This window comes from Shewanella sp. FeAMO (assembly GCF_053653955.1).
Map to the genome: position 1 here is coordinate 1,966,143 of NZ_CM132201.1, position 24,377 is coordinate 1,990,519.

The 24,377-nt window shown below is 51.5% G+C and carries 22 protein-coding genes and 3 tRNA genes; 15 read left to right on the top strand and 10 right to left on the bottom strand.

Annotation, left to right across the window (positions count from 1 at the left end):
- Positions 1–92: 92 nt before the first annotated feature.
- Together glnS and ACWAU4_RS08835 are read left to right on the top strand one after the other, a co-directional pair.
- Complete coding sequence (glnS, locus tag ACWAU4_RS08830; protein ID WP_044734232.1) at positions 93–1,763, top strand: glutamine--tRNA ligase; 1,671 nt, start codon at positions 93–95, stop codon at positions 1,761–1,763.
- Positions 1,764–2,045: 282 nt separating this feature from the next.
- Positions 2,046–2,903 carry a hypothetical protein gene (locus ACWAU4_RS08835; RefSeq protein WP_144133829.1) on the top strand — a complete coding sequence of 286 codons (858 nt, stop codon included), beginning with the start codon at positions 2,046–2,048 and terminating at the stop codon, positions 2,901–2,903.
- Between the two features lie 190 nt (positions 2,904–3,093).
- On the opposite strand, the gene ACWAU4_RS08840 is transcribed toward ACWAU4_RS08835, so the two are convergent.
- Complete coding sequence (locus ACWAU4_RS08840) at positions 3,094–3,690, bottom strand: Yip1 family protein (protein ID WP_101059139.1); 597 nt, start codon at positions 3,688–3,690, stop codon at positions 3,094–3,096.
- Between the two features lie 187 nt (positions 3,691–3,877).
- On the opposite strand from ACWAU4_RS08840, the gene miaE reads away from it, so the two are divergent.
- Positions 3,878–4,642 (top strand): tRNA isopentenyl-2-thiomethyl-A-37 hydroxylase MiaE, encoded by a 765-nt coding sequence (miaE, locus tag ACWAU4_RS08845; RefSeq protein WP_208125755.1) that lies wholly within the window; start codon positions 3,878–3,880, stop codon positions 4,640–4,642.
- Between the two features lie 170 nt (positions 4,643–4,812).
- Here the strand turns inward: miaE and ACWAU4_RS08850 are convergent, their stop codons facing one another.
- The gene (locus ACWAU4_RS08850; protein WP_208125756.1) at positions 4,813–5,529 is read right to left on the bottom strand and encodes a UDP-2,3-diacylglucosamine diphosphatase; all 717 of its coding nucleotides are present in this window, start codon (positions 5,527–5,529) and stop codon (positions 4,813–4,815) included.
- A 10-nt stretch (positions 5,530–5,539) separates the two neighbouring features.
- Positions 5,540–6,034, bottom strand: coding sequence for a peptidylprolyl isomerase (locus ACWAU4_RS08855; protein WP_145838815.1), 495 nt, complete (start codon positions 6,032–6,034; stop codon positions 5,540–5,542).
- Positions 6,035–6,178: 144 nt separating this feature from the next.
- Here ACWAU4_RS08855 and cysS point away from each other — a divergent pair, with 144 nt between their 5' ends.
- Entirely contained in the window at positions 6,179–7,558 is a 1,380-nt protein-coding gene (gene cysS / locus ACWAU4_RS08860) for a cysteine--tRNA ligase (RefSeq protein WP_208125757.1), read from the top strand.
- A 102-nt stretch (positions 7,559–7,660) separates the two neighbouring features.
- Here cysS and folD read toward each other — a convergent pair whose 3' ends face one another.
- Positions 7,661–8,515, bottom strand: coding sequence for a bifunctional methylenetetrahydrofolate dehydrogenase/methenyltetrahydrofolate cyclohydrolase FolD (gene folD / locus ACWAU4_RS08865; RefSeq protein WP_071238335.1), 855 nt, complete (start codon positions 8,513–8,515; stop codon positions 7,661–7,663).
- 235 nt (positions 8,516–8,750) lie between these two features.
- Between folD and ACWAU4_RS08870 the strand changes: the two genes are divergently transcribed.
- From ACWAU4_RS08870 to ACWAU4_RS08910, 9 genes are all read left to right on the top strand, one after another.
- Positions 8,751–8,827, top strand: a tRNA-Pro gene (locus ACWAU4_RS08870).
- 67 nt (positions 8,828–8,894) lie between these two features.
- Positions 8,895–8,971, top strand: a tRNA-Arg gene (locus ACWAU4_RS08875).
- Positions 8,972–8,980: 9 nt separating this feature from the next.
- Positions 8,981–9,056, top strand: a tRNA-His gene (locus ACWAU4_RS08880).
- 246 nt (positions 9,057–9,302) lie between these two features.
- Positions 9,303–10,607 (top strand): trigger factor, encoded by a 1,305-nt coding sequence (gene tig, locus ACWAU4_RS08885; protein WP_025886752.1) that lies wholly within the window; start codon positions 9,303–9,305, stop codon positions 10,605–10,607.
- Positions 10,608–10,699: 92 nt separating this feature from the next.
- On the top strand, positions 10,700–11,308 hold the full coding sequence (clpP, locus tag ACWAU4_RS08890) for an ATP-dependent Clp endopeptidase proteolytic subunit ClpP (protein WP_025010706.1): 609 nt from the start codon (positions 10,700–10,702) through the stop codon (positions 11,306–11,308).
- An 88-nt stretch (positions 11,309–11,396) separates the two neighbouring features.
- The gene (gene clpX, locus ACWAU4_RS08895) at positions 11,397–12,677 is read left to right on the top strand and encodes an ATP-dependent protease ATP-binding subunit ClpX (RefSeq protein WP_025010705.1); all 1,281 of its coding nucleotides are present in this window, start codon (positions 11,397–11,399) and stop codon (positions 12,675–12,677) included.
- A gap of 129 nt (positions 12,678–12,806) precedes the next feature.
- Positions 12,807–15,164, top strand: a complete 2,358-nt coding sequence (gene lon / locus ACWAU4_RS08900) for an endopeptidase La (RefSeq protein WP_025886755.1) — start codon at positions 12,807–12,809, stop codon at positions 15,162–15,164.
- A gap of 257 nt (positions 15,165–15,421) precedes the next feature.
- Entirely contained in the window at positions 15,422–15,694 is a 273-nt protein-coding gene (gene hupB, locus ACWAU4_RS08905; RefSeq protein ID WP_025010704.1) for a nucleoid-associated protein HU-beta, read from the top strand.
- Between the two features lie 210 nt (positions 15,695–15,904).
- Positions 15,905–17,764, top strand: a complete 1,860-nt coding sequence (locus ACWAU4_RS08910; RefSeq protein WP_144160449.1) for a SurA N-terminal domain-containing protein — start codon at positions 15,905–15,907, stop codon at positions 17,762–17,764.
- Positions 17,765–17,875: 111 nt separating this feature from the next.
- On the opposite strand, the gene ung is transcribed toward ACWAU4_RS08910, so the two are convergent.
- The 4 genes from ung to folX all read right to left on the bottom strand — a co-directional run bounded on the left by ung (position 17,876) and on the right by folX (position 20,347).
- On the bottom strand, positions 17,876–18,550 hold the full coding sequence (gene ung, locus ACWAU4_RS08915) for a uracil-DNA glycosylase (protein WP_028780273.1): 675 nt from the start codon (positions 18,548–18,550) through the stop codon (positions 17,876–17,878).
- A 37-nt stretch (positions 18,551–18,587) separates the two neighbouring features.
- Positions 18,588–18,800 carry a TOBE domain-containing protein gene (locus ACWAU4_RS08920; RefSeq protein WP_025010701.1) on the bottom strand — a complete coding sequence of 71 codons (213 nt, stop codon included), beginning with the start codon at positions 18,798–18,800 and terminating at the stop codon, positions 18,588–18,590.
- A gap of 232 nt (positions 18,801–19,032) precedes the next feature.
- The gene (locus tag ACWAU4_RS08925) at positions 19,033–19,932 is read right to left on the bottom strand and encodes a TIGR01777 family oxidoreductase (protein WP_144132151.1); all 900 of its coding nucleotides are present in this window, start codon (positions 19,930–19,932) and stop codon (positions 19,033–19,035) included.
- 46 nt (positions 19,933–19,978) lie between these two features.
- Positions 19,979–20,347, bottom strand: a complete 369-nt coding sequence (gene folX, locus ACWAU4_RS08930; protein ID WP_208126154.1) for a dihydroneopterin triphosphate 2'-epimerase — start codon at positions 20,345–20,347, stop codon at positions 19,979–19,981.
- A 67-nt stretch (positions 20,348–20,414) separates the two neighbouring features.
- On the opposite strand from folX, the gene ACWAU4_RS08935 reads away from it, so the two are divergent.
- Entirely contained in the window at positions 20,415–21,494 is a 1,080-nt protein-coding gene (locus tag ACWAU4_RS08935) for an AI-2E family transporter (protein WP_208125758.1), read from the top strand.
- Positions 21,495–21,521: 27 nt separating this feature from the next.
- Positions 21,522–22,448, top strand: a complete 927-nt coding sequence (locus tag ACWAU4_RS08940) for a class I SAM-dependent methyltransferase (RefSeq protein WP_208125759.1) — start codon at positions 21,522–21,524, stop codon at positions 22,446–22,448.
- Here the strand turns inward: ACWAU4_RS08940 and ACWAU4_RS08945 are convergent.
- Together ACWAU4_RS08945 and ACWAU4_RS08950 are read right to left on the bottom strand one after the other, a co-directional pair.
- Positions 22,442–22,666, bottom strand: a complete 225-nt coding sequence (locus tag ACWAU4_RS08945; RefSeq protein WP_025886758.1) for a hypothetical protein — start codon at positions 22,664–22,666, stop codon at positions 22,442–22,444. The two genes, ACWAU4_RS08940 and ACWAU4_RS08945, sit on opposite strands and share 7 nt — an antisense overlap.
- Positions 22,667–23,228: 562 nt before the next feature.
- Complete coding sequence (locus ACWAU4_RS08950) at positions 23,229–24,299, bottom strand: alpha/beta hydrolase (protein ID WP_208125760.1); 1,071 nt, start codon at positions 24,297–24,299, stop codon at positions 23,229–23,231.
- Positions 24,300–24,377: the final 78 nt, after the last annotated feature.

The following is a 24,377-nucleotide window of genomic DNA, read 5'->3' on the forward strand; positions in this document are numbered from 1 at the left end:
CAGTTTTTATTCTAGAAGGATTGTAACCGGGCATGATCTGTAGGATCATGCCTCTTTTCGTTAGACAGCCATTGTTCGCAAAGAGGAATTTCATGAGTCATGTGGACACCGAAGTACGTCCAAGTAACTTCATTCGCAATATCATAGATGAAGATTTGGCGAGCGGTAAGCACACCAATGTGCACACCCGTTTCCCACCAGAGCCTAATGGCTTCCTGCACATAGGTCACGCCAAGTCTATATGCTTGAATTTCGGTATTGCCAGGGACTATCAGGGCCAGTGCAACCTGCGCTTTGATGACACCAACCCGGAAAAAGAAAACATTGACTATGTAAATTCCATTAAAGCGGACGTGCAATGGCTGGGCTTCCAGTGGGCCGGTGATATCCATTACTCGTCAGACTACTTTGATAGCCTCTACGGTTATGCCGTTGAGCTGATCAAAAAAGGTCTGGCTTATGTGTGTTTTCTCAATGGCGAGCAGATGCGCGAGTACCGCGGCACTTTGAAAGAGCCGGGCAAGAACAGCCCTTATCGTGACACCGGCGTTGAAGAAAACCTGGCACTGTTTGAAAAGATGCGCGCCGGTGAATTTAAAGAAGGCGAGTGTTCACTGCGGGCCAAGATAGATATGGCATCACCTTTCATGTGTATGCGCGACCCGGTAATCTACCGGATCAAATTCGCTCATCACCATCAGACGGGTGATAAGTGGTGCATCTATCCCATGTACGACTTTACCCACTGTATCTCTGATGCGCTGGAAAATATCACTCACAGCCTTTGTACGCTGGAGTTTCAGGATAACCGTCGCCTCTATGACTGGGTGTTGGATAATCTGGATGATTTCAAGATCCCCAACCGTACCCGTCAGTATGAGTTTTCACGCCTGAATCTGGAATATACCCTGATGTCCAAGCGTAAGCTCAACGAGCTGGTGGTACGTCAGTTGGTCAATGGCTGGGATGATCCCCGCATGCCGACTATCGCCGGTTTGCGCCGCCGCGGTTACACCCCGGCCTCCATCCGTGAGTTCTGTGATCGCATCGGCGTGACCAAGCAGGATAACCTGGTGGAAGTGGGTATGCTCGAAGCCTGTATCCGTGAAGAGCTCAACGACAATGCCCCGAGAGCCATGGCGGTTATCGAGCCGGTTAAGGTGATCATTGAGAACTATCCTGAAGGGCAGTTGGAGCATGTCAGTGCGCCAGTGCATCCCAACAAGGAAGAGCTGGGTAATCGTGAGCTGGCCTTTGGCCGTGAGCTTTATATCGATGCGGCCGACTTCCGTGAAGAAGCCAACAAGCACTACAAGCGTCTGGTGATGGGCAAAGAGGTGCGTCTACGCAACGCCTATGTGATCAAAGCCGAGCGTTGTGACAAGGATGCCGACGGTAAGGTCACCACCATTTACTGCAGTTATGACCCTGAGACTCTGGGTAAAAACCCTGCCGATGGCCGCAAGGTCAAGGGCGTGATCCACTGGGTCGAAGCCAGCAGCGCTGTGCCTGCCGAGTTCCGCCTCTATGATCGCCTGTTTGTCGATGCCAATCCGGCAGCGGCAGAAACTGTGGACGAAGTGCTGAACCCGGAATCTTTGGTGGTTAAGCATGGTTTGGTTGAGGCTGGTCTGGTGCAAGCGGAGGCCGAGAAGGCCTATCAGTTTGAGCGTGAAGGTTACTTCTGTGCCGACAGCAAGGACTCAAGCCCAGATAAGCTGGTATTTAACCGCACCGTGGCATTAAGAGATTCATTCGCTTAAGTCAGTACCATTCTGTAAAGCTGTGGCTGACTAGACTTGTTTTTCGCAAGCTTAGTCAGCCGTCGGCTTCACAAGCCCGCTTATTTCCCTCTGCGCTTTAAACCGTTTCCAGGCCAGTGAGCCGATATAGAGCACCCATGGGACTCGTTCGCACCTTCCCTTGAATAACTGGTTAAGCTGCTCTCGATTGATATCAGTAAAGACACAATCATTCTTCAACAGATGCTGAAGTGATAGGGATTATTTAAGCGTTAACAACTTGGATGTATATAAGGTATCTAAATGTTGATTCAACAAGCACATGAAGTCGAAGAAGCAATAAATAATGGTGACATAGAATCAATCAGGAACGATCTGGACTTTAGGGTATTGACCTCGATAATTGAGAGTAACAGGTTTGATCTAGTCGAAATAATTTACAATCATTTTAAAGATACCGAACCTATGGAGCAGCTAATTTTTAATGCTGTTGTCGAGAGTGCCGGTGTTGATATCACCCCTACGGCCATCCAGTGCCTCAACTTCTTAAAGTCGCTCGACAAAGGAATATCCTATGAGTTCGACGATGAAGATGCTCTCTATCATATGTGCCAAATCCCCGGCAGGGTTGAACTATTCAAATTAATGCTCGATATGGAGGCAGACATACCTTGGGGTTATGTTTTACAGGTGAGCTGTAACTTTATTTGTCGTGATACCATTGAGTTTTTGATTGCCAACATTCAAGTATCCAACGAAGAGCTTAATCTTGCCTTTGGCTACTTGGTTAATGCCAGTGTCACTTCCTGTTATCATGAAAACTCCGATCAAACCGAAATAATTTCATGGTTTATAAACAAGCTCAATGTGGATGTGAACTTAACGACGGACAGTGATTATGCATGGGCGTATTTGGATTGCTTCATTAATGCACCCAATGCGGCTAAACACTTTTACGTTGAGAGATTTAACTCCGGCATTATCAATTCGGAAGATTTTTGGGCGAAGTTTATTGAAGCTTATCTTGAGGATCAAAAGTTCAAGCAAGCATTTGCTCAAGCTTTTGAAGACCTAAGGAATAGCAGCATAGATTTAACTGAGTTGGCCACATTATTTGACCGTTTGGGCCATGACGCGCTTGCAAAGGAATTACTGAACTAGGGCTTGGCCTGTAAGTTTGTACAGAGCAGATGTAAGGCTTCTTAGCAGTTCTGCATGACGGATATCTCCTGCTTACCCAACACATCCTGGGTTCCGTTGGGGGATGCTATATGGCTAGGGCTGAATTGGACGTAAGAAAGGCGCTCAAGGAGCGCCTTTTTCGTCTCTGGTGTTTTGATGACTGCTTTTATTATTGCAGTATTGGGCCGAGTCCCATGCTCCAGAGGATCACGCTGCTGGCCATCAGAGCGACCAGGAGCACCAAACCTGCAGTCACCACAGAGCTGGCATAGATAAAGCCTTTTTCCTCGGGAATATTCATTATGATAGGGACCCCGGTATACAGCAGGTATACAGAGTAGCTAAGGCCTATCAGTCCTATCACCATAATAAACCAAAGCTCTGGATAGAGCGCCGCCAGTCCCACCATAAACAGTGGGGTGGCAGTATAAGACGCCAGTTCCAGGCACTGGGTAAAGTCCGGATGGGCATCAAAAGTTTGTCCCATCCAGTAGGCCAGGTAGGCGAGGGCGAACACACCGAATACCAGGCCGCAATACATGCCGGCGCACATGATGAAGCCGCTTTGGGCAGTTAGAAACAAGGGTTCGCCGGCACCTGGGTTCCAGCCGATATGCACGGCGGCGATATAACTACAGACAGAAGGGATGAGCGCAATGAGTAGCAGGTGACTGAGACAGCTTTTAAGTGCCTCATGGTTTTGTTCTATGGTTTGCCATTCCTGTTTGGGATGAGTATACAACCCCATTAAGTGATTCAATACCATTATAATTATCCTTATTCCGCTTTGACTTTTGCTCGTCAAACTGCAGACGAGCGTTTTACCGCTCTGAGTCTATTTATTGAACAAAAACAGCGGGCCGTCAAGTTTGTACTCCGAGAGGCTGTGGGCATAGCATTGGCTTGCTGGTAGACTTGGCGGCCTTGAAAACTCTTGTGGAAGCTTGACCTCAATGCAGCAGTTACTCGCCCCAGTAAAAGAATTCCTGGCCTGTGAAACCCCTGACAGCTGGATAGCAGCTGCCAAAGAGGAGCATAGACTGGCCGAATTGCTGATAGATCACTGTAATTGTGAGCTTAAGGCGGCGCAGACGGCGATGTTTTTGGTCCGCAAGTATGCGGTGGACAAGCAAAGTGGCGAGCAGTTGCTAACCTGGGCCAAGCCTTACGAAGAGTTTGTTTATCACAACGACAGGGATATGGCGGCATTTCTGGCCAGAGAGGTGAAGAAGAACGAGTTGATTGGTGAGTTGACGCCCAGGGCGGGATTCCCCCATGGCTTTGAGCTCATCGCCAAGATGATCCGCCTTATCAAAGAGGAGTTCCACCACTTTGAACAGGTTCTGGAACTGATGTTGGCGCGCAATATCCCATACAGCAACATCCGCGCCGGCCGTTATGCCAAGGGGATGATGAAACACGTTCGCACCCATGAACCTGCGACTCTGGTAGATAAACTCATAGTGGGCGCCTTTATCGAGGCCCGCTCCTGTGAACGTTTCGCCAAGCTGGCGCCTTGGCTCGATGATGAGCTTAAACGTTTCTATATTTCACTGCTGCGTTCTGAAGCGCGCCACTATCAGGATTATCTTTCATTGGCCGAGGCGATTGCCGGCGAGGATATCAGCGCCAGAGTGGCCTATTTTGCTGAGGTGGAAGCCGAGCTTATTCTAGCGCCGGATGATGAATTCAGGTTTCACAGCGGGGCGCCGCTTTAAACTACTCGATATTGCGCCTACATAGATAAAGATGCCGACAGGGTCGGCAACTGCTGGATTGGAAGGGTTTTATAGGTTATCAGGGCTGGCTAGGTTCAATGTGAGCCGACTCAAGCTACACAGATAAAACTCGAACCGAATGAGTTCAGTTAAAGCCGGGTCTGCTGGCTTTATTCTATGAAAGGCAGGCTGGTCAGTGCTATGTTGTCGGCACTGATGCTCAAGACACTTCCCTGTTCATACCAGTCTCCCACTACCAAGCGCTGCTTATTACCCGCCAATTGATGGATATCCGGTCTATGGGTGTGACCGTGGATCATCAACTCGGCGCCAGTGCCGGCAAACAGTTCATCCACCGCGCTCGGCTCAACATCCATTATCTCAATGCTTTTCAGCTGATTCTGCATCTGGCTGTTTTGCCTGAGCTTGGCGGCAATATTGCTGCGGGTCTTCTTCGGCAGATGGCGGTATATCCAGCGGGGCAAAGCCATATTGCGAAAACGGCGAAAACGCTGGTAGGCCTTGTCCAGAGTGCAGAGGCTGTCGCCATGCAGCAGCACTGTCTTGTGGCCATAGAGATCGAGTCGATACACCTCGGGCAGTAAGGTTATCCCCGCTTTGACGGCGTATTCTTTCCCCAGCATAAAGTCGCGGTTGCCGTGGATAAAGTACACTGGCAGGGTGCGGCTGACTTCATAGAGCCGCTCGGCCAGCGCCAGGGCAAAGGGCTCGGCCAAATCATCGCTGACCCAAACCTCAAACAGATCCCCCAAGATATAGAGAGCATCGACCTGTTCAAGACCGGTATCGAGAAATTGATAGAAGGCGTTGAGGATATCTTGGCGATCGGCACTGAGGTGCAGATCGCCGATAAAGAGAGTGCGCATTCAGAAGTTATCAGTCTGCTATGGTCACTTTCTCGATGATCACGGCTTCCAGAGGCACGTCCTGATGCATGCCGTGGTTGCCCGTGCTCACGCCTTTGATGGCATTGACCACGTCCATACCTTCAACCACTTCACCGAATACACAGTAACCCCAGCCTTGGATGGATTCGTTTTTGAAATCCAGGAAGGTGTTGTCGTTGACGTTGATAAAGAACTGCGCCGTGGCGGAATGAGGATCGGAAGTGCGGGCCATGGCTATGGTACCTGTCTTGTTTGACAGGCCGTTGTTGGCTTCGTTACGCACTGGGGAATTGGTGGGTTTTTGTGACATCTGTTCGGTAAAGCCGCCACCCTGAACCATAAAGCCATCGATAACGCGGTGGAAGATAGTACCGTCATAGAAGCCTTCCTGGGCGTACTTAATAAAGTTGGCCACAGTCAGAGGGGCTTTTTCACTATCCAGCGCCAGTTTGATGTCGCCGTGGTTGGTGTGCAGTGTAATCATGATCGGATCCTCAGGATAAATTTTGTTGGCGGATTCTAACTTATCCGACTCCGGCTATAAAGGGCAGTATTCAAGAGCTTTTGGCAATGCTAAACTGCCAGATTCGTTTTACCCACTAATCCTATATTGCTGAAGAGAAAGTCGATGTTGAAGATATACAACAGTCTGAGCCGCCAAAAAGAGGAATTTCAACCGATTAACCCAGGTAAAGTGGGTATGTATGTGTGTGGTGTCACCATATACGACTTGTGTCATATCGGTCATGGCCGGACCTTTGTTTCCTTTGACATGATAGTGCGCTACCTGCGTTACGCGGGGTACCAGGTTAACTTCCTGCGCAACATCACAGACGTGGATGACAAAATCATCAAGCGCGCCAATGAAAATGGCGAGAGCTGCGATAGTCTCACCGAGCGTCTCATCGGCCAGATGCACCAAGACTTTGATGCCCTGAACATGCTGCGCCCCGATATGGAACCAAGGGCGACTCTGCATATTGGCGAGATTATCGAAATGGTTGAGGCGCTGATCGCCCGTGGTCATGCCTATGTGGCCGATGATGGCGATGTGTTGTTTAGCGTCGCCTCTTTCCCTGAATACGGCAAGCTTTCCGGGCAGAACCTGGAGCAGTTGCAGGCCGGAGCCCGGGTCGAAGTGGACGAGCACAAGCGCGATCCCATGGACTTTGTGCTGTGGAAGATGTCCAAGCCTGGCGAACCTACCTGGGATTCACCTTGGGGCCCGGGGCGTCCCGGTTGGCACATTGAGTGCTCTGCCATGAACAGCAAACACCTGGGATTGCATTTCGATATCCATGGCGGCGGCAGCGATCTGCAGTTTCCGCATCATGAAAATGAAATCGCCCAGTCTTGCTGCGCCCACGACACGCCTTATGTGAACTACTGGATGCATACCGGCATGGTGATGGTCGACAAAGAGAAGATGTCCAAGTCGCTGGGTAACTTCTTCACCATTCGCGATGTGTTGGCGCATTATGATGCCGAAACCGTGCGCTACTTCCTGTTGTCCGGCCACTACCGCAGCCAGTTAAATTATTCGGAAGACAACCTCAAGCAGGCCAGAGCCGCGCTTGAGCGAATTTACACAGCGCTCAAAGACCTTGACCTGAGTGTCACTGCGGCGCCTGCCGAAGAGTATGTTGAGCGCTTCAAGGCGGCGATGGATGATGACTTCAACACCCCCGAAGCCTACTCTGTGCTGTTTGAAATGGTGCGTGAAATCAACCGCCTCAAGGGCGTGGATATGGCGGCAGCCTCGGCCCTTGGCGTGTCACTGAAACAACTGGCTGCAGTGCTTGGGATTGTCAGCTCTACACCTGAAGCCTTCTTCAAAGGCGAGGGCAGCGACGATGAAGTAGCTGAAATCGAAGCACTTATTGCCGAGCGCAACCGCGCCCGAGCCGAGAAGGATTGGCCTGCTGCAGATGTTGCCCGTGACCGGCTGAATGAGCTGGGTGTGGTGCTGGAAGATGGCCCACAGGGGACCAGCTGGCGCAAGAAGTAATCCTTCTTTGCCAATAATCGAAACAAAAACGCCGGCTGTTGAAGCCGGCGTTTTTTATCGCTTGAAATTGAAAACCAAACTGAGGTTGGTTTCAATCTACCCTTAGTCGTGATATTGCTCCGCGGCAAACAGGGTATTTTCCAGCAAGCTGGCTATGGTCATAGGGCCCACGCCACCGGGAACCGGGGTGATATGGCTGGCGCGCTCACAGGCAAGATCAAAGTCAACATCGCCCACCAAACGGCCGCTGTCGAGACGGTTAATGCCCACATCTATGACTATGGCACCTGGTTTGATCCAGCTACCGGGGATAAAGCCGGGTTTGCCGACGGCAACCACCAGAAGATCGGCGCGGCTGACCTTATCCTTGAGATCTTTGGTGAATCTGTGGCAAGTCGTGGTGGTGCAGCCGGCCAGCAGCAGCTCCAGAGTCATGGGACGGCCCACAATATTGGAGGCGCCAACCACAACCGCATCCAGACCATAGGTATCGATACCGGTAGACTTGATAAGGGTCATGATCCCCATGGGAGTGCAGGAGCGCAGTACCGGGATCCGTTGAGCCAGACGGCCGACATTATAAGGATGGAAACCGTCGACATCTTTGTCGGGACGGATCCGCTCGATCACCTTGGATTCTTTAATATGTTCCGGCAGCGGCAGCTGCACCAGAATGCCATCAATGGCGGCATCTTCATTGAGTGAATCTATCAGGGCCAGCAGTTCTTCTTCACTGGTGGAATCCGGCAGATCATAGGAGCGGGAGATGAACCCCACTTCTTCACAGGCTTTACGCTTACTGCCGACATAAACCTGAGAGGCAGGATCAGCACCCACCAGAATAACAGCCAAGCCTGGGATACGTTGTCCCGCTGCTTGACGTGCAGCGACTTTTTGCTTTAGCTGTTGTCTTATGGATTGCGCAATCGCTTTGCCATCTATTAGTTGGGCTGTCATGGGTGTAGGATATCCTTTGTATGGCGCGATGTTGAAAACGGCGCTATTTTACCAGTGAGGCTTGGGAGTGTCATGGACAAACCTGCTCCAGAACACAGAATTTCGTCAAAGCAGCACGTAATTTCGCCAAGCAGATAAAGCGCTTAAAAAAATCGTTGACGCTTGTTGGGTGAGGGGCTAAGATGCGCTCCGTTCTCGAGGCAAGCCGGTTGTAACCGCGCTTGGAGAAAATTTTCGGTGATTAGCGCAGCCTGGTAGCGCATCTGCTTTGGGAGCAGAGGGTCAGAGGTTCGAATCCTCTATCACCGACCAGATTTCAAGGGCAGTGTGGATAGCATTGTCAGTACCGCTTAGGATGCAAATCGAATTTGCAGATCCTGCGCCCGTAGCTCAGTTGGATAGAGCATCCGCCTTCTAAGCGGATGGTCGCAGGTTCGAATCCTGCCGGGCGTACCACTTTCGGTGGTGATTGTAGCTCAGTTGGTAGAGCCCTGGATTGTGATTCCAGTTGTCGTGGGTTCGAGCCCCATCAGTCACCCCACTCTTTTATAAAAAAAGCGACCTTAGGTCGCTTTTTTTATGCCCTTTTCTGTGGCATTGAGGCTCGACTCCACTAAGAACGGTCGATATAATGCTGCGTCTTGATAACAATCAACAATGTGCGACCGGTGCCGGAATTCACTTCTGATGGGCATTTCAGTCAAGTTAAAGATCAAGAAACGAATACCTGAATAGTTGAAACAATCGGCTATTGCAAAGGACGTTAGACACATTTCGAGGTAAAACAATGCAAGTTTCTGTTGAAACAACCCAAGGCCTGGAGCGTCGCCTGACCATCTCTGTTCCTGCAGAGCAGATCGAACAACTGGTTAAAGACAGCCTGCAACGCGAAGCCAAGCGTGCCCGTATCCCAGGTTTCCGTCCAGGTAAAGTCCCTGCTAGTGTGATTGAAAAGCGTTACGGCAAAGCGATTCGCCAAGACATTACCGGTGAAGTAATGCAGCGCAACTTCATTGAGGCCATCATTGCCGAGAAGTTGAACCCTGCCGGTGCTCCTACCTTTACCCCAGGTGCCACTGACGCCGAAAAGTTTGAGTTCACCGCGACCTTTGAAATTTATCCAGAAGTTGAAATCAAAGGCCTGGACGGTATCGAAGTTGAGCAGCCTGTTGCCGAAGTACAACAAGCAGACGTTGACAACATGATCGAAACCCTGCGCAAGCAACACGCGACTTACGAAGCGGTTGAGCGCGCTGCCGAAGACGGTGACAAAGTCGTTATCAACTTTGTGGGTAGTGTTGACGGTGAAGAGTTTGAAGGCGGCAAGGCCGAAGACTTCGAACTGCAACTGGGCAGCGGTCGTATGATCCCTGGTTTTGAAGAAGGCGTTAAAGGCCACAAAGCCGGTGAAGAGTTCAACATCGACGTGACTTTCCCTGAGGAGTACCACGCCGAAAACCTGAAAGGCAAAGCCGCCAAGTTCGCTATCACAGTGAAAGAAGTCAAGGGTGCCAACCTGCCTGAAGTTAACGACGAGTTCGCCAAGCTGTTCGGTATCACTGACGGTGGCATCGATGCTCTGAAAGCTGAGATCAGTAAGAACATGAGCCGTGAGCTGGAACAAGCTCTGAAAGCCAATGTGAAAGAACAAGTGCTGAACGGCCTGCTGGCTGCCAACGAAATCGAACTGCCAAAAGCGCTGATCGACGGTGAAGTTAACGTTCTGCGTCGCCAGGCCATGCAGCGTTTCGGTGGCCAAGGTGCCAACATGCCTGAGCTGCCAGCCGAGCTGTTCACTGAACAAGCCGAGCGCCGCGTTAAAGTCGGCCTGCTGCTGGGCGAAGTGATCAAGTCCAACGAGCTGAAAGCTGAAGAAGAGCGCGTACAGGCGTTGATCGCTTCTATGGCTTCTGCCTACGAAGATCCAAAAGAAGTGATCGAATACTACAACGGCAACGAAGAGTTGATGCAGAACATGCGCAACCTGGCTCTGGAAGAGCAAGCCGTTGAAGCGGTTCTGAAATCAGCCAAAGTGACTAAGAAAGATGTCGCTTTTGAAGAATTTATGAACAAGGCTACCGGCCGCGCATAACCTAAGCTTGACTTGCTTGGTTGTTCGCCATTTATAATGGCTCGTATGAGGTCCCTCATGCGGGCCGTTTTTTTATTTAGGGAAAGTTAATGATGCATAACGCGCCAGAATCAGTACTTAATGCACTCGTTCCTATGGTGGTTGAGCAAACTGCCAAAGGAGAACGCTCTTACGATATTTATTCACGTCTGTTGAAAGAGCGGGTGATCTTCCTGGTTGGTCAGGTTGAAGAGCACATGGCCAATCTGATCGTGGCACAGTTGCTGTTTTTGGAATCAGAAAACCCGGATAAAGAGATCTCTCTTTATATCAACTCACCAGGCGGCTCTGTCACTGCCGGTATGGCTATTTATGACACCATGCAGTTTATCAAGCCGGATGTCAGCACTGTATGTATCGGGCAAGCGGCCAGTATGGGCGCCTTCCTGTTGGCGGGTGGTGCCAAGGGTAAGCGTCACTGTCTGCCTAACTCGCGGGTGATGATCCATCAGCCTTTAGGGGGCTTCCAGGGACAGGCATCGGATATCGCTATCCACGCCCAAGAGATACTGGGGATCAAACAGAAGCTGAACCAGATGTTGGCCGATCATACTGGTCAACCGCTGGAAATCATCGAGCGGGATACCGACCGAGATAACTTTATGAGCGCTTCTCAGGCCATGGAATACGGTTTGGTGGATTCGGTTCTGACCAAACGTTAAGGCTGATTTTTGCTTTTGGCTGGGCTATGCTCAGATTGAAGACGCTTAAGTGTATGGCAGTAGAGCAGACTGCAAAAGAGGTAGAGTAATGGGTGACAACAAAGGCAACGGTGATAGCGGCAAATTGCTGTATTGCTCTTTCTGCGGAAAAAGCCAGCATGAAGTTCGCAAGCTGATCGCCGGGCCATCTGTGTATGTATGTGATGAATGTGTCGAGTTGTGTAATGACATCATTCGCGAAGAGATAAAAGAGATTTCGCCCAACCGGGATCAGGACAAGCTGCCAACTCCCCACGAACTGCGTGCTCATCTGGATGATTATGTTATCGGCCAGGAGCAGGCCAAGAAGGTGTTGTCTGTAGCGGTTTATAACCACTACAAACGCCTGAAAAACAGTACTCCCAAAGATGGTGTGGAGCTGGGCAAGAGTAATATTCTGCTTATCGGTCCAACCGGTAGTGGTAAAACCTTGCTGGCAGAGACCCTGGCGCGGTTCCTGAATGTGCCTTTCACCATGGCAGATGCCACCACATTGACCGAAGCCGGTTATGTGGGGGAAGACGTTGAAAACATCATTCAGAAGCTGCTGCAGAAGTGCGACTATGATGTCGACAAGGCGCAGCGTGGTATTGTCTATATCGATGAGATTGACAAAATCAGCCGTAAGTCAGATAACCCTTCCATCACCCGGGATGTGTCCGGTGAAGGGGTGCAGCAGGCACTGCTGAAACTGATTGAAGGTACTGTTGCCGCCGTACCTCCTCAGGGTGGCCGTAAACACCCACAGCAGGAGTTCCTGCAGGTTGATACCTCCAAGATACTCTTCATCTGTGGCGGTGCCTTTGCAGGCCTTGAGAAGGTGATTGAGCAGCGCTCCCATGTGGGTAGCGGTATAGGCTTCGGCGCCCAGGTTAAAGGCCAGGCCGAGAAGGCCACCATTACCGATACTCTGCTGCAGGTTGAGCCGGAAGACTTGGTCAAATACGGCCTTATTCCCGAGTTTATCGGGCGTCTGCCTGTGGTTGCGACCTTGGGTGAACTGGACGAAGCAGCTCTGGTGCAGATCCTGTCCCAGCCCAAGAATGCCATCACCAAGCAGTTTGCCACTTTGTTCGAGATGGAAAATGTCGAACTCGAGTTTCGCGATGACGCCCTTAAGGCGATAGCACAAAAAGCCATGTCCCGTAAGACTGGGGCCCGTGGTCTGCGCTCCATCGTTGAAGCGATACTGCTGGATACCATGTATGATCTGCCGTCCATGGATAACGTGGTCAAGGTGGTTATTGATGAATCTGTGGTGAAAGGTGAGTCAGCGCCTATTCTTATTTACGAGAATAATGACTCCCAGGCTGCTGCCGGTGACCAATAACTGAGCAACAAGCTATCAAGTTGAAAATTAAGGAGTCCACTAGGGCTCCTTTTTTTGTCTTTACCATTGAAAGCCGGGAAAGCGTCCCAATATACTCTCTGTAATCTTTAACTGAAACGGAATCGAACTATGACCCTAGAGCGTGAAGCGCGAATCGAATTGCCCGTGCTGCCACTGAGAGACGTGGTGGTCTATCCCCATATGGTAATTCCGTTATTCGTAGGACGTGAAAAGTCCATCCGTTGTTTGGAAACTGCCATGGCGCAGGATAAACAGATCATTCTTGTGGCGCAGCGGGATGCGGATCTGGACGAGCCTGGCATAGACGATATTTTCGACGTAGGTACAGTCGCTTCTATTTTGCAGCTGCTGAAGCTGCCCGATGGCACAGTCAAGGTATTGGTCGAAGGCGGCAAGCGCGCCCGCATCGAACGCTATACCCAGGAAGAAGAGTTCTTTGTTGCTACCGCACACTACCTGGAGTCCGAAGCGTTGGACGACAGGGAAGAAGAGGTGCTGGTTCGTAGCGCTATCAGTCAGTTTGAAGGCTATATCAAGCTGAACAAGAAAATTCCTCCCGAGGTGCTCACTTCGCTCACAGGTATCGAAGAAGCCGACAGGCTGGCCGACACCATGGCAGCCCATATGCCTCTCAAGCTGGCAGACAAACAGTCTGTGCTGGAGATGGTCAAGGTCGGTGAGCGGCTTGAATATCTGATGGCCATGATGGAAGCGGAAATCGACCTGCTGCAGGTTGAAAAGCGTATCCGCTCCCGGGTCAAAAAACAGATGGAAAAGAGCCAGCGTGAGTACTATCTCAACGAGCAGATGAAGGCTATCCAGAAGGAGCTTGGCGATCTCGATGAAGGCCACGACGAATTTGAAAGTCTGAGCCGTAAGATTGAAGAAGCCGGCATGCCGGAAGAGGCCAAAGACAAGGCGTCTGCCGAGCTCAACAAGCTGAGAATGATGTCACCCATGTCGGCCGAAGCCACTGTGGTGCGCAGCTATGTTGACTGGATGACCTCTGTGCCCTGGAAACAGCGCTCCAAGATTAAGCGAGACCTCTCCAAGGCGGAACAGGTGCTGGATACAGATCACTATGGCCTGGAGAAGGTTAAGGAACGGATCCTCGAGTATCTGGCGGTACAGAGCCGGGTGAAACAGCTCAAGGGACCTATCCTGTGTCTGGTTGGCCCGCCAGGGGTAGGTAAGACATCCCTGGGGCAATCTATTGCCAAAGCGACTGGCCGTAAATATGTGCGGGTAGCGTTGGGCGGTGTGCGTGATGAAGCGGAAATCCGTGGTCACCGCCGGACCTATATAGGCTCTATGCCTGGCAAGATTATTCAGAAGATGGCCAAAGTCGGGGTGAAAAACCCGCTGTTCCTGCTCGATGAAATCGACAAAATGAGTTCGGACATGCGCGGCGATCCGGCCTCGGCTCTGCTGGAGGTGTTGGATCCAGAGCAGAACGCGACCTTTAACGATCACTACCTGGAAGTGGATTACGATCTGTCCGATGTGATGTTTGTGGCCACCTCCAACTCGATGAATATTCCGGGCCCCTTGTTGGATCGGATGGAAGTCATCCGTCTTAGCGGTTACACCGAAGATGAGAAACTCAATATTGCCAAGCAGCACTTGCTGCCGAAACAGATTGAGCGTAACGGCCTGAAGAAGAATGAAATCACAGTCGATGACAGTGCCATTCTCGGGGTGATCCGTTATTACACCCGCGAAGCCGGGGTGCGGGCGCTGGAGCGTGAGCTGTCGAAGATTTGCCGTAAAGTGGTCAAGCAGATCATGCTGGAGAAAGACACCAAGCACGTGGATGTCAATCAGGACAACCTCAAGTCTTTCCTGGGGGTACAGCGCTTTGACTATGGCAAGGCAGAGTCCAAGAATCAGATTGGTCAGGTGACAGGTTTGGCCTGGACCGAAGTGGGCGGTGACTTGCTGACCATTGAAGCCACCTCAGTGGCCGGTAAGGGCAAGCTCACCTATACAGGTTCTTTGGGTGATGTGATGCAGGAGTCTATCCAGGCCGCAATGACAGTGGTTCGGGCGCGCGCCGAGCAGTTGGGGATCAACCCTGACTTCTACGAGAAGCGTGATATCCATGTGCACGTACCCGAAGGGGCAACTCCGAAAGATGGTCCATCAGCCGGTGCCGCCATGTGTACCGCGTTGGTTTCCAGCCTGACGGGTAACCCGGTCAAGGGTGAAGTTGCCATGACAGGCGAAATTACCCTGAGAGGAGAGGTGCTGCCAATCGGTGGCCTGAAAGAAAAACTGCTGGCGGCCCATCGCGGTGGTATCAAACTGGTGTTGATACCCAAGGAGAACGAACGGGATCTGGAAGAAATTCCGGCTAACGTAGTGGCAGACTTGGATATTCGTCCGGTTCGCTGGATAGATGAAGTACTGCAACTGGCGCTTGAGCGACCAGTCGAGGGCTTTGAAGTGGTTAAAAATTTGGGCTAACGCAAGAAAATGTCCTATGCCACTAAAAAAAGTGAAAAAAGGGGCTTAACAAAACCCAGACCTGTGGTAGCCTAGGTCTGTGGAGAGCCAGTTGTGCCAAGCCCTTGGGGCAACTGGCTTTGAGCTGTATCCAATTTAAATTCTTTGGTTTTCCAACTGAGCTTGAACTTTGGTATCAAGCTTGTTATAAAAGCCTCCGCAGACCGCTCTAGAGAAGGATTTGGTTGCGGCGCGAAAACTACATTCAAGGGGATGACATGAACAAATCTGAACTAATCGAGAAAATCGCTTCTGGTGCTGACATTTCTAAAGCCGCTGCCGGCCGTGCACTGGATTCTTTCATCGCAGCTGTGACTGATGGTCTGAAAGAAGGCGACAAAATTTCTCTTGTTGGTTTCGGTACTTTTGAAGTGCGTGAGCGCGCTGAGCGTACTGGTCGTAACCCACAGACCGGGAAAGAGATCAAAATCGCTGCAGCTAAGATCCCTGCATTCAAAGCAGGTAAAGCTCTGAAAGACGCTGTTAACTAATTAACATCGCAGCCTTTGTAGGGCTTTCGTAAAGACTAAGCACTGCCTGGCAGTGCTTTTTACGGGTTGGGAAGCGCCGGGTTAACCGACGTTTCGGAGTGTGAGGATAAGCTGAAGTAGCGTCTGCAGACTCCATTCATGTTACAGATAGGCGCATCCCACAAGAGATGCGCCTTTTTTTTACTATTAATCGCATAAGCGAGACGTCTGATGTTAGAGAAGATTCGCGAAGGGTCACAGGGCGTAATTGCCAAAGGTATTTTGGTACTGGTGATACTTTCCTTTGCATTTGCTGGTGTAAGCAGTTACCTGGGTTCCTCCTCAGTGGCTCCGGCCGCCACAGTCAATGGTGAAGAGATTTCCACAACCGAACTGGACCAGGCCTATCAAAGCGAGCGTGCCCGTCTGGAACAACAGCTGGGTGAGATGTTTGACGCCCTGGCGGCCAATGATGCTTACCTGGCCAGTATCAAAAAAGGCGTGCTTGAACGTCTGGTAGCGCAAAAGTTGCTGGATCAAGCTGCCGCTGAAATGGGCTTGAGAGTGTCCAATGCCCAAATCATAGAAGCAATTAGACAAGAGCCTGCTTTCCAGACTGAAGGCAAGTTCGACAATGATCGCTTCGAGGCCATTCTGCGCCAATTGGGCTATCAGCAAGCAGCTTTCCGTGAAAGCATGCGGGTGGACATGACTCGTCGTCAGCTGATCAGCGCCTTGATTGGCAGTGAGTTTGTTCTCAATGGTGAGGCAGAATCTCTGGCCAAGCTGCAGGGACAAACCCGTGATATTCGCTATCTCTTGGTTGATGCCGAGCCTTTCCTGGGCCAAGCGACAGTGACCGAAGAGGAAGCCAAGTCATTCTACGACACCAATCCGGCTCAATTTGAACGTCCGGAGATGGTCAGCTTGGAATATATCGAGCTTAACGCCAAAGATCTGGTCGATGGTATCGAGGTCAGTGACGAGCTAGCCAAGACTTACTATGATGAGCATCAGAATCAATACCAGACCGCAGAAAAGCGTTTGGCAGCCCATATTCTGATTGACGCCTCGACCGACAATGCCGAAGCCAAGGCCGAGGATATCCATAAGCAACTGGAAAACGGCGCCGATTTTGCTGCGCTGGCCAAGTCTGATTCCCAGGATACCCTGAGCGGTGAGAAGGGTGGCGAATTGGGTTGGTTTGAGCCTGGTGTGATGGATCCCGCTTTCGATGAAGCCCTGTTTGCACTGAACAAGGGTGATATCTCTAAAGTGGTCAAGACACCTTTCGGTTTCCATATCATCAAACTGCTGGATATTCAGAGCGGTCAAACTGCGCCTTTCGCTGAAGTGAAAGACAAGATAGTCGAGCAGATCAAGCAGGAAGAAGCTGTAAAACAGTTCTATGGCCTGCAGCAGAAACTGGCCGATACCAGCTATGAAATTCCTGATAACTTGCAGGAAGCGGCCAAGGCCGTTGGTGCAGAGATCAAGACTACCCGACTGTTCGGCCGTGACAACGCGCCCGCACCTTTCGATAAGCCTGAGCTGTCCAAGGCTGCCTTCTCCAGTGATGTACTGGGGGGCATGAACAGTGAGCTGCTTGAAGTGGATCGCAACCATGTCGTAGTTGTTCGCGTTAAAGAGCATCAGCAAGCCGGTACGCTGGAATTCGCCGAGGTTAAGCCTGCCATTGAAGCGCGTCTTAAACAGCAAAAAGCCAATGAGATTGCCCGTGATAAGGCACAGGAATACATGGTCAAGCTCAAAGAAGGCAATGCCGATATTGCGCTGCAAAGCCGCGCCAACCTGGGACGTTTCACCCAGGATGTAGATTCCGCTTTGGTGAGCAAGGCATTCCAGATGGCCAAGGCTAAAGAAGGCTTGAGCGTTGATACCGTGTCTCTGGCAACCGGTTATGCGGTAGTGGTACTGGATGCAATCCATGACACTGAAAGCGCACCTGCCGATCAGGTCGCGGCCATCAAGCAACGTCTCAACAGCCAGTTTGGTGAGAATGACTATCGCGCCGTTATCGATATGCTGAAGGCCAAAGCCGAGATCATTTATCCAGAAGGTGATGAGTAACTTGACTCATTGATTTAACGTTAAAAAACCGGTCCAAGTGACCGGTTTTTTTATCTCCAGCGTTTATGTCCAGCGGTTAACTAGGCTGCTGGAACTTGCGGATAAAACGGGTTAATCCGGCAAGCGCCAGTCTATGGGTGGCTTGCCTTTGGCTATGAGGTAATCGTTGGCCTGATTGAAATGATTGCAGCCAAAGAATCCTCTATGAGCCGAGAGCGGTGATGGGTGAGGGGCCTTTAAGATAAGGTGTTTGTTGCCGTCAACCCGCTGGGCCTTGAGTCCGGCATGCTTACCCCAAAGCAGAAACACCACGCCTTCTGTGTATTTATCTATGGCCTCTATCACTCTGTCGGTAAACTGCTCCCAACCGAGATGGGCGTGGGAATGTGCCTGACCACGTTCGACACTGAGCACAGTATTGAGCAACAACACGCCCTGACTGGCCCAGCTGCAAAGATTGCCATGGCTTGGATAGCTAAAGCCTGGGACTGTATTGGCCAGCTCCTGAAACATGTTCTGCAATGATGGCGGTGGCATCACCCCTTTGGGCACTGAGAAGCACAGGCCGTGGGCCTGCCCTGGACCATGATAAGGGTCTTGCCCCAGGATCACCACTTTGACTGCCGATAGTGGTGTATAACGCAAGGCGTTGAAGGTATCGTTTTTGGGAGGATAGATAGCCTTTCCCCGGGCGCGCTCGGCGTCGATATAGGCCAGAGTATCCCGAAAGTAGGCTTGTTGTTTTTCCGGGCCCAGCACTTCGGCCCAACTGATGTCCTTATGCATAACTAAAAAAGCAGCGCCTTGCGGCGCTGCTCATCTATTACTCGTCCACACCCAGCATCACGCTGCTGGCTTTGATCAGTGCGTATGCACTGTCACCCACTTTAAGCCCCAAACGCTCACAGGAGGCCTTGGTGACTACGGAAGTCAATTCGACACCCGGAGCCAGTTCAATGGTGACTTCGTTGTTTACAGAGCCTTCTTCGATGGCTTTGATGGTGCCGCCAAGACAATTACGTGCACTGATTTTCATTGGTTTTCTCCCGAAAGAACGATTAGCAGGATCAAGAGTATAAACCGAATTGCCATTAAGTTGGGATGCTTCGATAACAAATTTGAGCGTCAGAGGAGATTGAAATGACGCCAATGTCACGCCGAAAGTCGATACAGGACGCTGGTCCCCGGATGGCAGGCTTATGCCGGCAATAAACCTGGTCATCGCCATTGCTCGAAGTCAGAGTACCACGGGGACTTATTCACACCTTTTAGTCGTTATCGAATAAGGTCCTCATGGCGTGGTTGATTTCCGGATAGTTGAATTCAAAGCCGTCGGCCTGGGCATGAACCGGTAATACAAACTGACCCTCGGTCAGCAGGGTCGACATCTCACCCATGGCCAGTTGCAGGGCCAATGCCGGTGCCGGCAGACAAGCGGGGCGGTGCAGCGCTTTGCCGAGGGCCTTGCTGAAGTCACGATTGCTGACAGGCTGAGGCGCAGTGGCATTGTATATGCCGCGGCAGGCTTCAGTTTCCAGCAGAAATTCAATAAGGCGCAGCAAGTCTTCGCGCATTATCCAGCTCATTCCCTGACGACCATGGCCAATCGGGCCGCCAAGGCCCAGTTTGAAGGCTGGCAGCATTTTGGCCAAGGCGCCGCCATCTTTGCCAAGCACTATGCCGATACGAAAGATACAAACCCGAGTGAGATCGGCAACCGCCAGGGCTTTTTGCTCCCATTGGGCACAGACCCTGTGGCTGAACTCATCATGGGGCGTGGCGTTTTCGTCTATGGGTTCCGGCCCCTGACGCCCGTAAAAACCCACCGCCGAGGCGCTGAGAAAGACTTGGGGTTTCTTTTGGCTGTTGCGGACAAGCGTGGCCAACTGCTCTGTGATATCCCAGCGGCTGTGGCAGATCCGCTGTTTCTGCTCATCGCTCCAGCGTTTGGCAACTATGGGTTCACCGGCGAGGTTGATGATGGCATCTATCTCCTCAAGCAGTCCGGGTGTTTGCAGCGAATCTATGTAACGGGTTTGTGCCAGCGCCAGCTTTTGCTCGGCCGCCGCGGGGTTGCGGCTCAAAATAGTCAGCCTATGGCGTTTTGCCAGCCGCTGCGCCAGTTCTGAACCGACAAACCCGGTTGCACCTGTGAGCAAAATATTCATGCTTTCTCCCTGAATCACTGAAGGTTTCTCCAGAGTATAGACTGACTTACACCGGCTTACGGTAGCTCAGTTGCAGTGAAACCGAGTCGGCATACCTCAAGGCATGGGGCTTGTCGATTTCCACGCTGGCGTACTCTACCCATTCATGCTCGCTGGCAATTTCCAGTACTTTCCCTGTGAGGTGCTCAAGCAAGGAGAAGCGGTTGTCTTCCACCAGGTTAATGATTGCCTTGGTGATGGTGCGATAATTGAGCGCGTGCTCCATGTCATCACTTCTACGCGCCTTGTCGGCACAGTAATGGATGCAGACATTGATGATCACATCCTGGCGATTGTTGATTTCCTCTTCCTTGATACCGATAAAAGTGCGCAAGCGCAGGTTTTTAATGCGTATAATAGCTAATTCGGGTTTCATCATGTCACTACTTTTTGTTGTTGATGCAACGGCTGATTGTGACAGAGATCAACAAGGAATTTCAATTATGTCATCAGCCTATCGTCCGTCCATGGCGCTGAAAGGATTTGCTGTCATGGCCTGCCTGGTCATAGTGCTGGCGGGAATTAAGGCCGCCAGCGCCATAGTGGTGCCTTTTGTGTTGTCAGCCTTTATTGCGGTTATCTGCAGCCCGGCCATCAATGCCCTGAGTCGTTACCGCGTGCCTCGAGCCCTGGCTGTATTTGTGTTGGTGGCGATCATTTTGTTACTTGGGCTTTGGCTGGCCTCTGTGGTGGGCAGTTCCATCAATGAGTTTTCCCATCAATTGCCTCAATACCGGGCGCAGTTGGTGGAGCAATTTGCCTGGATATTGGACAAGCTCAAGGAGCTGAATATTCACATCTCCAAAGAGAAGGTGCTGGCCTATCTGGACCCCGGCATGGCCTTGTCTTTGACCACCAATACGCTTTCCGGCGTGGGCAATGTCATGGCCAACCTGTTTCTGATAGTGCTGACCATAGTCTTTATGCTGTTTGAGGCACAATCTTTGCCGCGTAAGGTGCATCTGGCGCTGGATGACCCCGAGATGCGTTTATCCCAGATTGAGCGCTTCTTGCAATCAGTGAACCAATACATGGTGATCAAGACCCTGGTCAGCCTGGCAACCGGTGTTATTGTCGGTGTCGGTCTGGCGCTGATGGGGGTGGATTATGCGCTGCTCTGGGGCGTAGTGGCTTTTTTGTTTAATTATATTCCCAATATCGGTTCTATCATCGCCGCCATCCCGGCCGTACTGCTGGCCTTTGTGCAGCTGGGCACAGCGGGTGCAGGCGGGGTTGCCGCCCTGTATCTGGCAACCAATATGGTAATGGGCAATCTGGTAGAACCCAGATTCATGGGGCGCGGCCTCGGGCTGTCCACCCTGGTGGTATTCCTGTCGTTGATCTTCTGGGGCTGGCTCTTGGGCTCGGTCGGCATGTTGCTGTCCGTACCGCTGACCATGATAGTCAAGATAGCTCTGGAATCGAGCCAGAGTGGCAGTTGGCTGGCAATCTTGCTCTCGGACGATGCCAGTATTGCCGTGCGGGAAAATGCCGATAAAGAAGCGGCATCCGATGCCGAATAAAGGCAGAAATAAGAAGTTGAGGATTTCATGCAGTTATTTTTGGAAGCCATCACCGACCTGACACCAGGCGATGAGTGTGGCCGTTTGTTTCATGGTCGCGGCGGCCGTTATCCAGGCACCGAGCACTTATGCCTGGATTGGTTTGAACCTGTGGTGTTGCTGACCGCCTTTAAACCCCTGACGCCGGAAGAGCTGGCGCTGGTTACCGAGCGTCTGCAATTACGCTGGCAAGCCTTGGGGCTGGCCCTGAATCTTGTCTATCAATACCGCGCCGCCGGGCAGACCCGCACCGAGCTCATTGCCGGCGAGATACCCGAGCCACATCTGGCCAGCGAGCTTGGCTGCCGTTATCAATTGCATCTGTTACGGGGCCAGAATCATGGTTTGTTCCTGGACATGCGAAACGGCCGCGAGTGGGTGATGGCCAACAGTGCTCAGCGGAAGGTGCTGAATCTGTTTGCCTATACCTGTGCGTTTTCGGTGGCGGCCCTCAAGGGCGGCGCCGATGAAGTGGTCAATATGGATATGAGTAAAGGGGCGCTCGCCATCGGCAAGCAAAACCATTTGCTCAATGGGCTTACTGCCGGCGCCCGCTTTCTGGGGCATGATATCTTCAAGTCCTGGGGCAAACTTAAAAAACTCGGGCCCTATGACTTGCTGATTGTCGATCCGCCCAGCAACCAAAAGGGCAGCTTTGTGGCAACCAAAGATTATCTGCGATTGCTGCGTCATCTGCCGCAACTCTTGAACCCAGGCGCCGAGCTGTTGCTCTGTCTCAATGCGCCTGAGCTGGACAGAGCCTTTTTGCAGAGCCAGGTCAGTGACGCTGCACCAGAACTTGAGTTTGTTAAGCAGCTGGATAACCCACCGGCCTTTGCAGACCGGGCTCCTGACAGGGCATTGAAAGTGTTGCTGTATCGCTATGAGGGAGAACCGGGCTCGGATACTCAATAACTGAGGCGTTCAGAGATCAGGGATTGGCCGCCTTCTTCCAACAGGGCGGCTATGCCTTCGACATCAAAACTGCTCAAGCCGGATGCCTGATGCAGTAGCCTGTCCTGGACATCCAAGGGCATCTGCATCCTTTCCATAAACATGCGCATTCCCAATATATCGCCACTGGCCAGCAGGGTGGCGAGGGTTCGTGCTTCAAAGTCGACAATATGATTCATGGCGTCGTCCTCTTGCTGATTTAGGGGCCGGGGAGGCCTCCTTTAAGCAATAGCAGTTGCAGCGCCCGCCGCTAGACCCAATGTGTTTAAAAAATTTCGCCTCAGAACCCAGGGGCATATCAAACTGAAAGTCTTTCAGTGCTTCCTACATAACCGGTGGATATTTGAGCTTTTTAAGGTGGTTTCACCAGTTTATGGTAACGAAAGTGAAAGTTTTCTGTAATTCTTTCTCGGGCCCTGTTATACTGGCGCCGCCTTAGGGGAAACACCCAGGGCTCCGAAAAGCCGGAATCGGGCATAAAGTGTCGTCGGGACCTGAACTTAACAGGAATCCAAGAAAAAGATACGCCCTGTACCCTACAGAATAGACTGGAGTTGTTATGGAAATTCATGAGTACCAAGATGCTTACTACCAACTGCAGGATGAAGTGATTGAATCACTTCCGGTAGAGAAAGACGAAGAAGCGTTTTTGGATTAAGCCTCAGCCAGGCAGCTCAAATCTTGAAAAAGCGGCAACCTCAGGGTTGCCGCTTTTTTTGTTGCCATTGAATTACGGATGAGTCATTCGAGGGCGGAGCCGGGGTAATAATGCTCGATAAGCTGGGTCAATATCCGCTGCTGTTGAGCAAGCTTTTGTCTTTGTGCCTGGCGCTGCAAGCCTTTGAGTGCATGATGCTGAGGCTTGATTTCAATACCCTGGCTCTCGCTCAAGCGCGTGAAGCGACTGACCACTTCAGTCACGCTGAAATCCTCGGCGAATATATCCAACTGTTGCGAGTGCATCAGCCAGCGAATACCTTGATAGACACCTATGTGAGGCAGGGAGTGATGATCTTCGTCACTGAAGAACTCGCTGTGAAATATAAGTTGCTGAGACGGCAGCGCCGACAGATGTTTGGCCAGCGCCAGATTTCGCTGTTTGTGGTAGTCATTGCGGCCAAGTCCTGGGGTGGTGGCCTGGTTACTGATCGCCATGTACAGGGGCTTGCCTGTTAGCTTGCCCTGAGTGAGTGCCTGCTCGAGCTCATCGGCATAAGTCGGGCTGTCGTACCAGAGACTGGCATCCAGCACCAGGTAAGCATTGAACATAGGCTGTTGCCGGCGCAGCGCCTCCAGTGCCAACAAGCCCCCAAAAGAGTGACCGATAAGCACAGTAGGGCCGGGCTGCCCAAGCCTGGCATTCAGCCAGGGGTGAAGTTCCTGATTGAGAAAGTCGAGAAAAGCGCCGGCATTGCCCGATTGCTGATAAAGCGGCCCTGCGGGTCTACCACCGGGTAGTGTTTCCAGTTTCACCGGCGTGAAGTCACGAATACGGTTACGGTTGATGATGCCGACTATGACGCCTTCAGGTATCGCAGGATTAACCCCGGAAGCCAGATAGTCCAGCATGGGTGCAAGATGCTCAAACTGCTGCTCGGCATCCAGGATCACATAACGGGCAAAGCTCTTGCTGTGCCTGGCGTCCCAGTGTTTGGGAAGACGCAGCAATACTTCCCGCGATTCTCCCAATATATTGGAGTTCAGCGTCAGTCGCTGTTGTTTCCCGGCGGCTTCTTTATCCAGGCTTTGGGCGCTGCAGCCTACCAGCAGACCGAACAATAGCGTCAGAGGGATAAACAGTGATTTTTTCATGGAAATTTTTACTCGGTAAAGGTGACATTTTCAGCTTGAAATTCAGCCCTGATGGGCTTTTGAGTGGCCTGGCTCACA

Bases quoted from the DNA above. Each gene is read 5' to 3' on its own strand.
- hupB (WP_025010704.1), top strand. From the start codon at position 15,422: ATGAACAAATCTGAACTAATCGAGAAAATCGCTTCTGGTGCTGACATT.
- clpX (WP_025010705.1), top strand. From the start codon at position 11,397: ATGGGTGACAACAAAGGCAACGGTGATAGCGGCAAATTGCTGTATTGC.
- ACWAU4_RS08835 (WP_144133829.1), top strand. From the start codon at position 2,046: ATGTTGATTCAACAAGCACATGAAGTCGAAGAAGCAATAAATAATGGT.
- folX (WP_208126154.1), bottom strand. From the start codon at position 20,347: ATGAAACCCGAATTAGCTATTATACGCATTAAAAACCTGCGCTTGCGC.
- ACWAU4_RS08855 (WP_145838815.1), bottom strand. From the start codon at position 6,034: ATGATTACACTGCACACCAACCACGGCGACATCAAACTGGCGCTGGAT.
- ACWAU4_RS08925 (WP_144132151.1), bottom strand. From the start codon at position 19,932: ATGAATATTTTGCTCACAGGTGCAACCGGGTTTGTCGGTTCAGAACTG.
- ACWAU4_RS08940 (WP_208125759.1), top strand. From the start codon at position 21,522: ATGCAGTTATTTTTGGAAGCCATCACCGACCTGACACCAGGCGATGAG.
- ACWAU4_RS08920 (WP_025010701.1), bottom strand. From the start codon at position 18,800: ATGAAAATCAGTGCACGTAATTGTCTTGGCGGCACCATCAAAGCCATC.
- miaE (WP_208125755.1), top strand. From the start codon at position 3,878: ATGCAGCAGTTACTCGCCCCAGTAAAAGAATTCCTGGCCTGTGAAACC.
- ACWAU4_RS08850 (WP_208125756.1), bottom strand. From the start codon at position 5,529: ATGCGCACTCTCTTTATCGGCGATCTGCACCTCAGTGCCGATCGCCAA.
- glnS (WP_044734232.1), top strand. From the start codon at position 93: ATGAGTCATGTGGACACCGAAGTACGTCCAAGTAACTTCATTCGCAAT.
- cysS (WP_208125757.1), top strand. From the start codon at position 6,179: ATGTTGAAGATATACAACAGTCTGAGCCGCCAAAAAGAGGAATTTCAA.
- lon (WP_025886755.1), top strand. From the start codon at position 12,807: ATGACCCTAGAGCGTGAAGCGCGAATCGAATTGCCCGTGCTGCCACTG.
- ACWAU4_RS08910 (WP_144160449.1), top strand. From the start codon at position 15,905: ATGTTAGAGAAGATTCGCGAAGGGTCACAGGGCGTAATTGCCAAAGGT.
- ACWAU4_RS08935 (WP_208125758.1), top strand. From the start codon at position 20,415: ATGTCATCAGCCTATCGTCCGTCCATGGCGCTGAAAGGATTTGCTGTC.
- clpP (WP_025010706.1), top strand. From the start codon at position 10,700: ATGCATAACGCGCCAGAATCAGTACTTAATGCACTCGTTCCTATGGTG.
- ACWAU4_RS08945 (WP_025886758.1), bottom strand. From the start codon at position 22,666: ATGAATCATATTGTCGACTTTGAAGCACGAACCCTCGCCACCCTGCTG.
- folD (WP_071238335.1), bottom strand. From the start codon at position 8,515: ATGACAGCCCAACTAATAGATGGCAAAGCGATTGCGCAATCCATAAGA.
- ung (WP_028780273.1), bottom strand. From the start codon at position 18,550: ATGCATAAGGACATCAGTTGGGCCGAAGTGCTGGGCCCGGAAAAACAA.
- ACWAU4_RS08840 (WP_101059139.1), bottom strand. From the start codon at position 3,690: ATGGTATTGAATCACTTAATGGGGTTGTATACTCATCCCAAACAGGAA.
- ACWAU4_RS08950 (WP_208125760.1), bottom strand. From the start codon at position 24,299: ATGAAAAAATCACTGTTTATCCCTCTGACGCTATTGTTCGGTCTGCTG.
- tig (WP_025886752.1), top strand. From the start codon at position 9,303: ATGCAAGTTTCTGTTGAAACAACCCAAGGCCTGGAGCGTCGCCTGACC.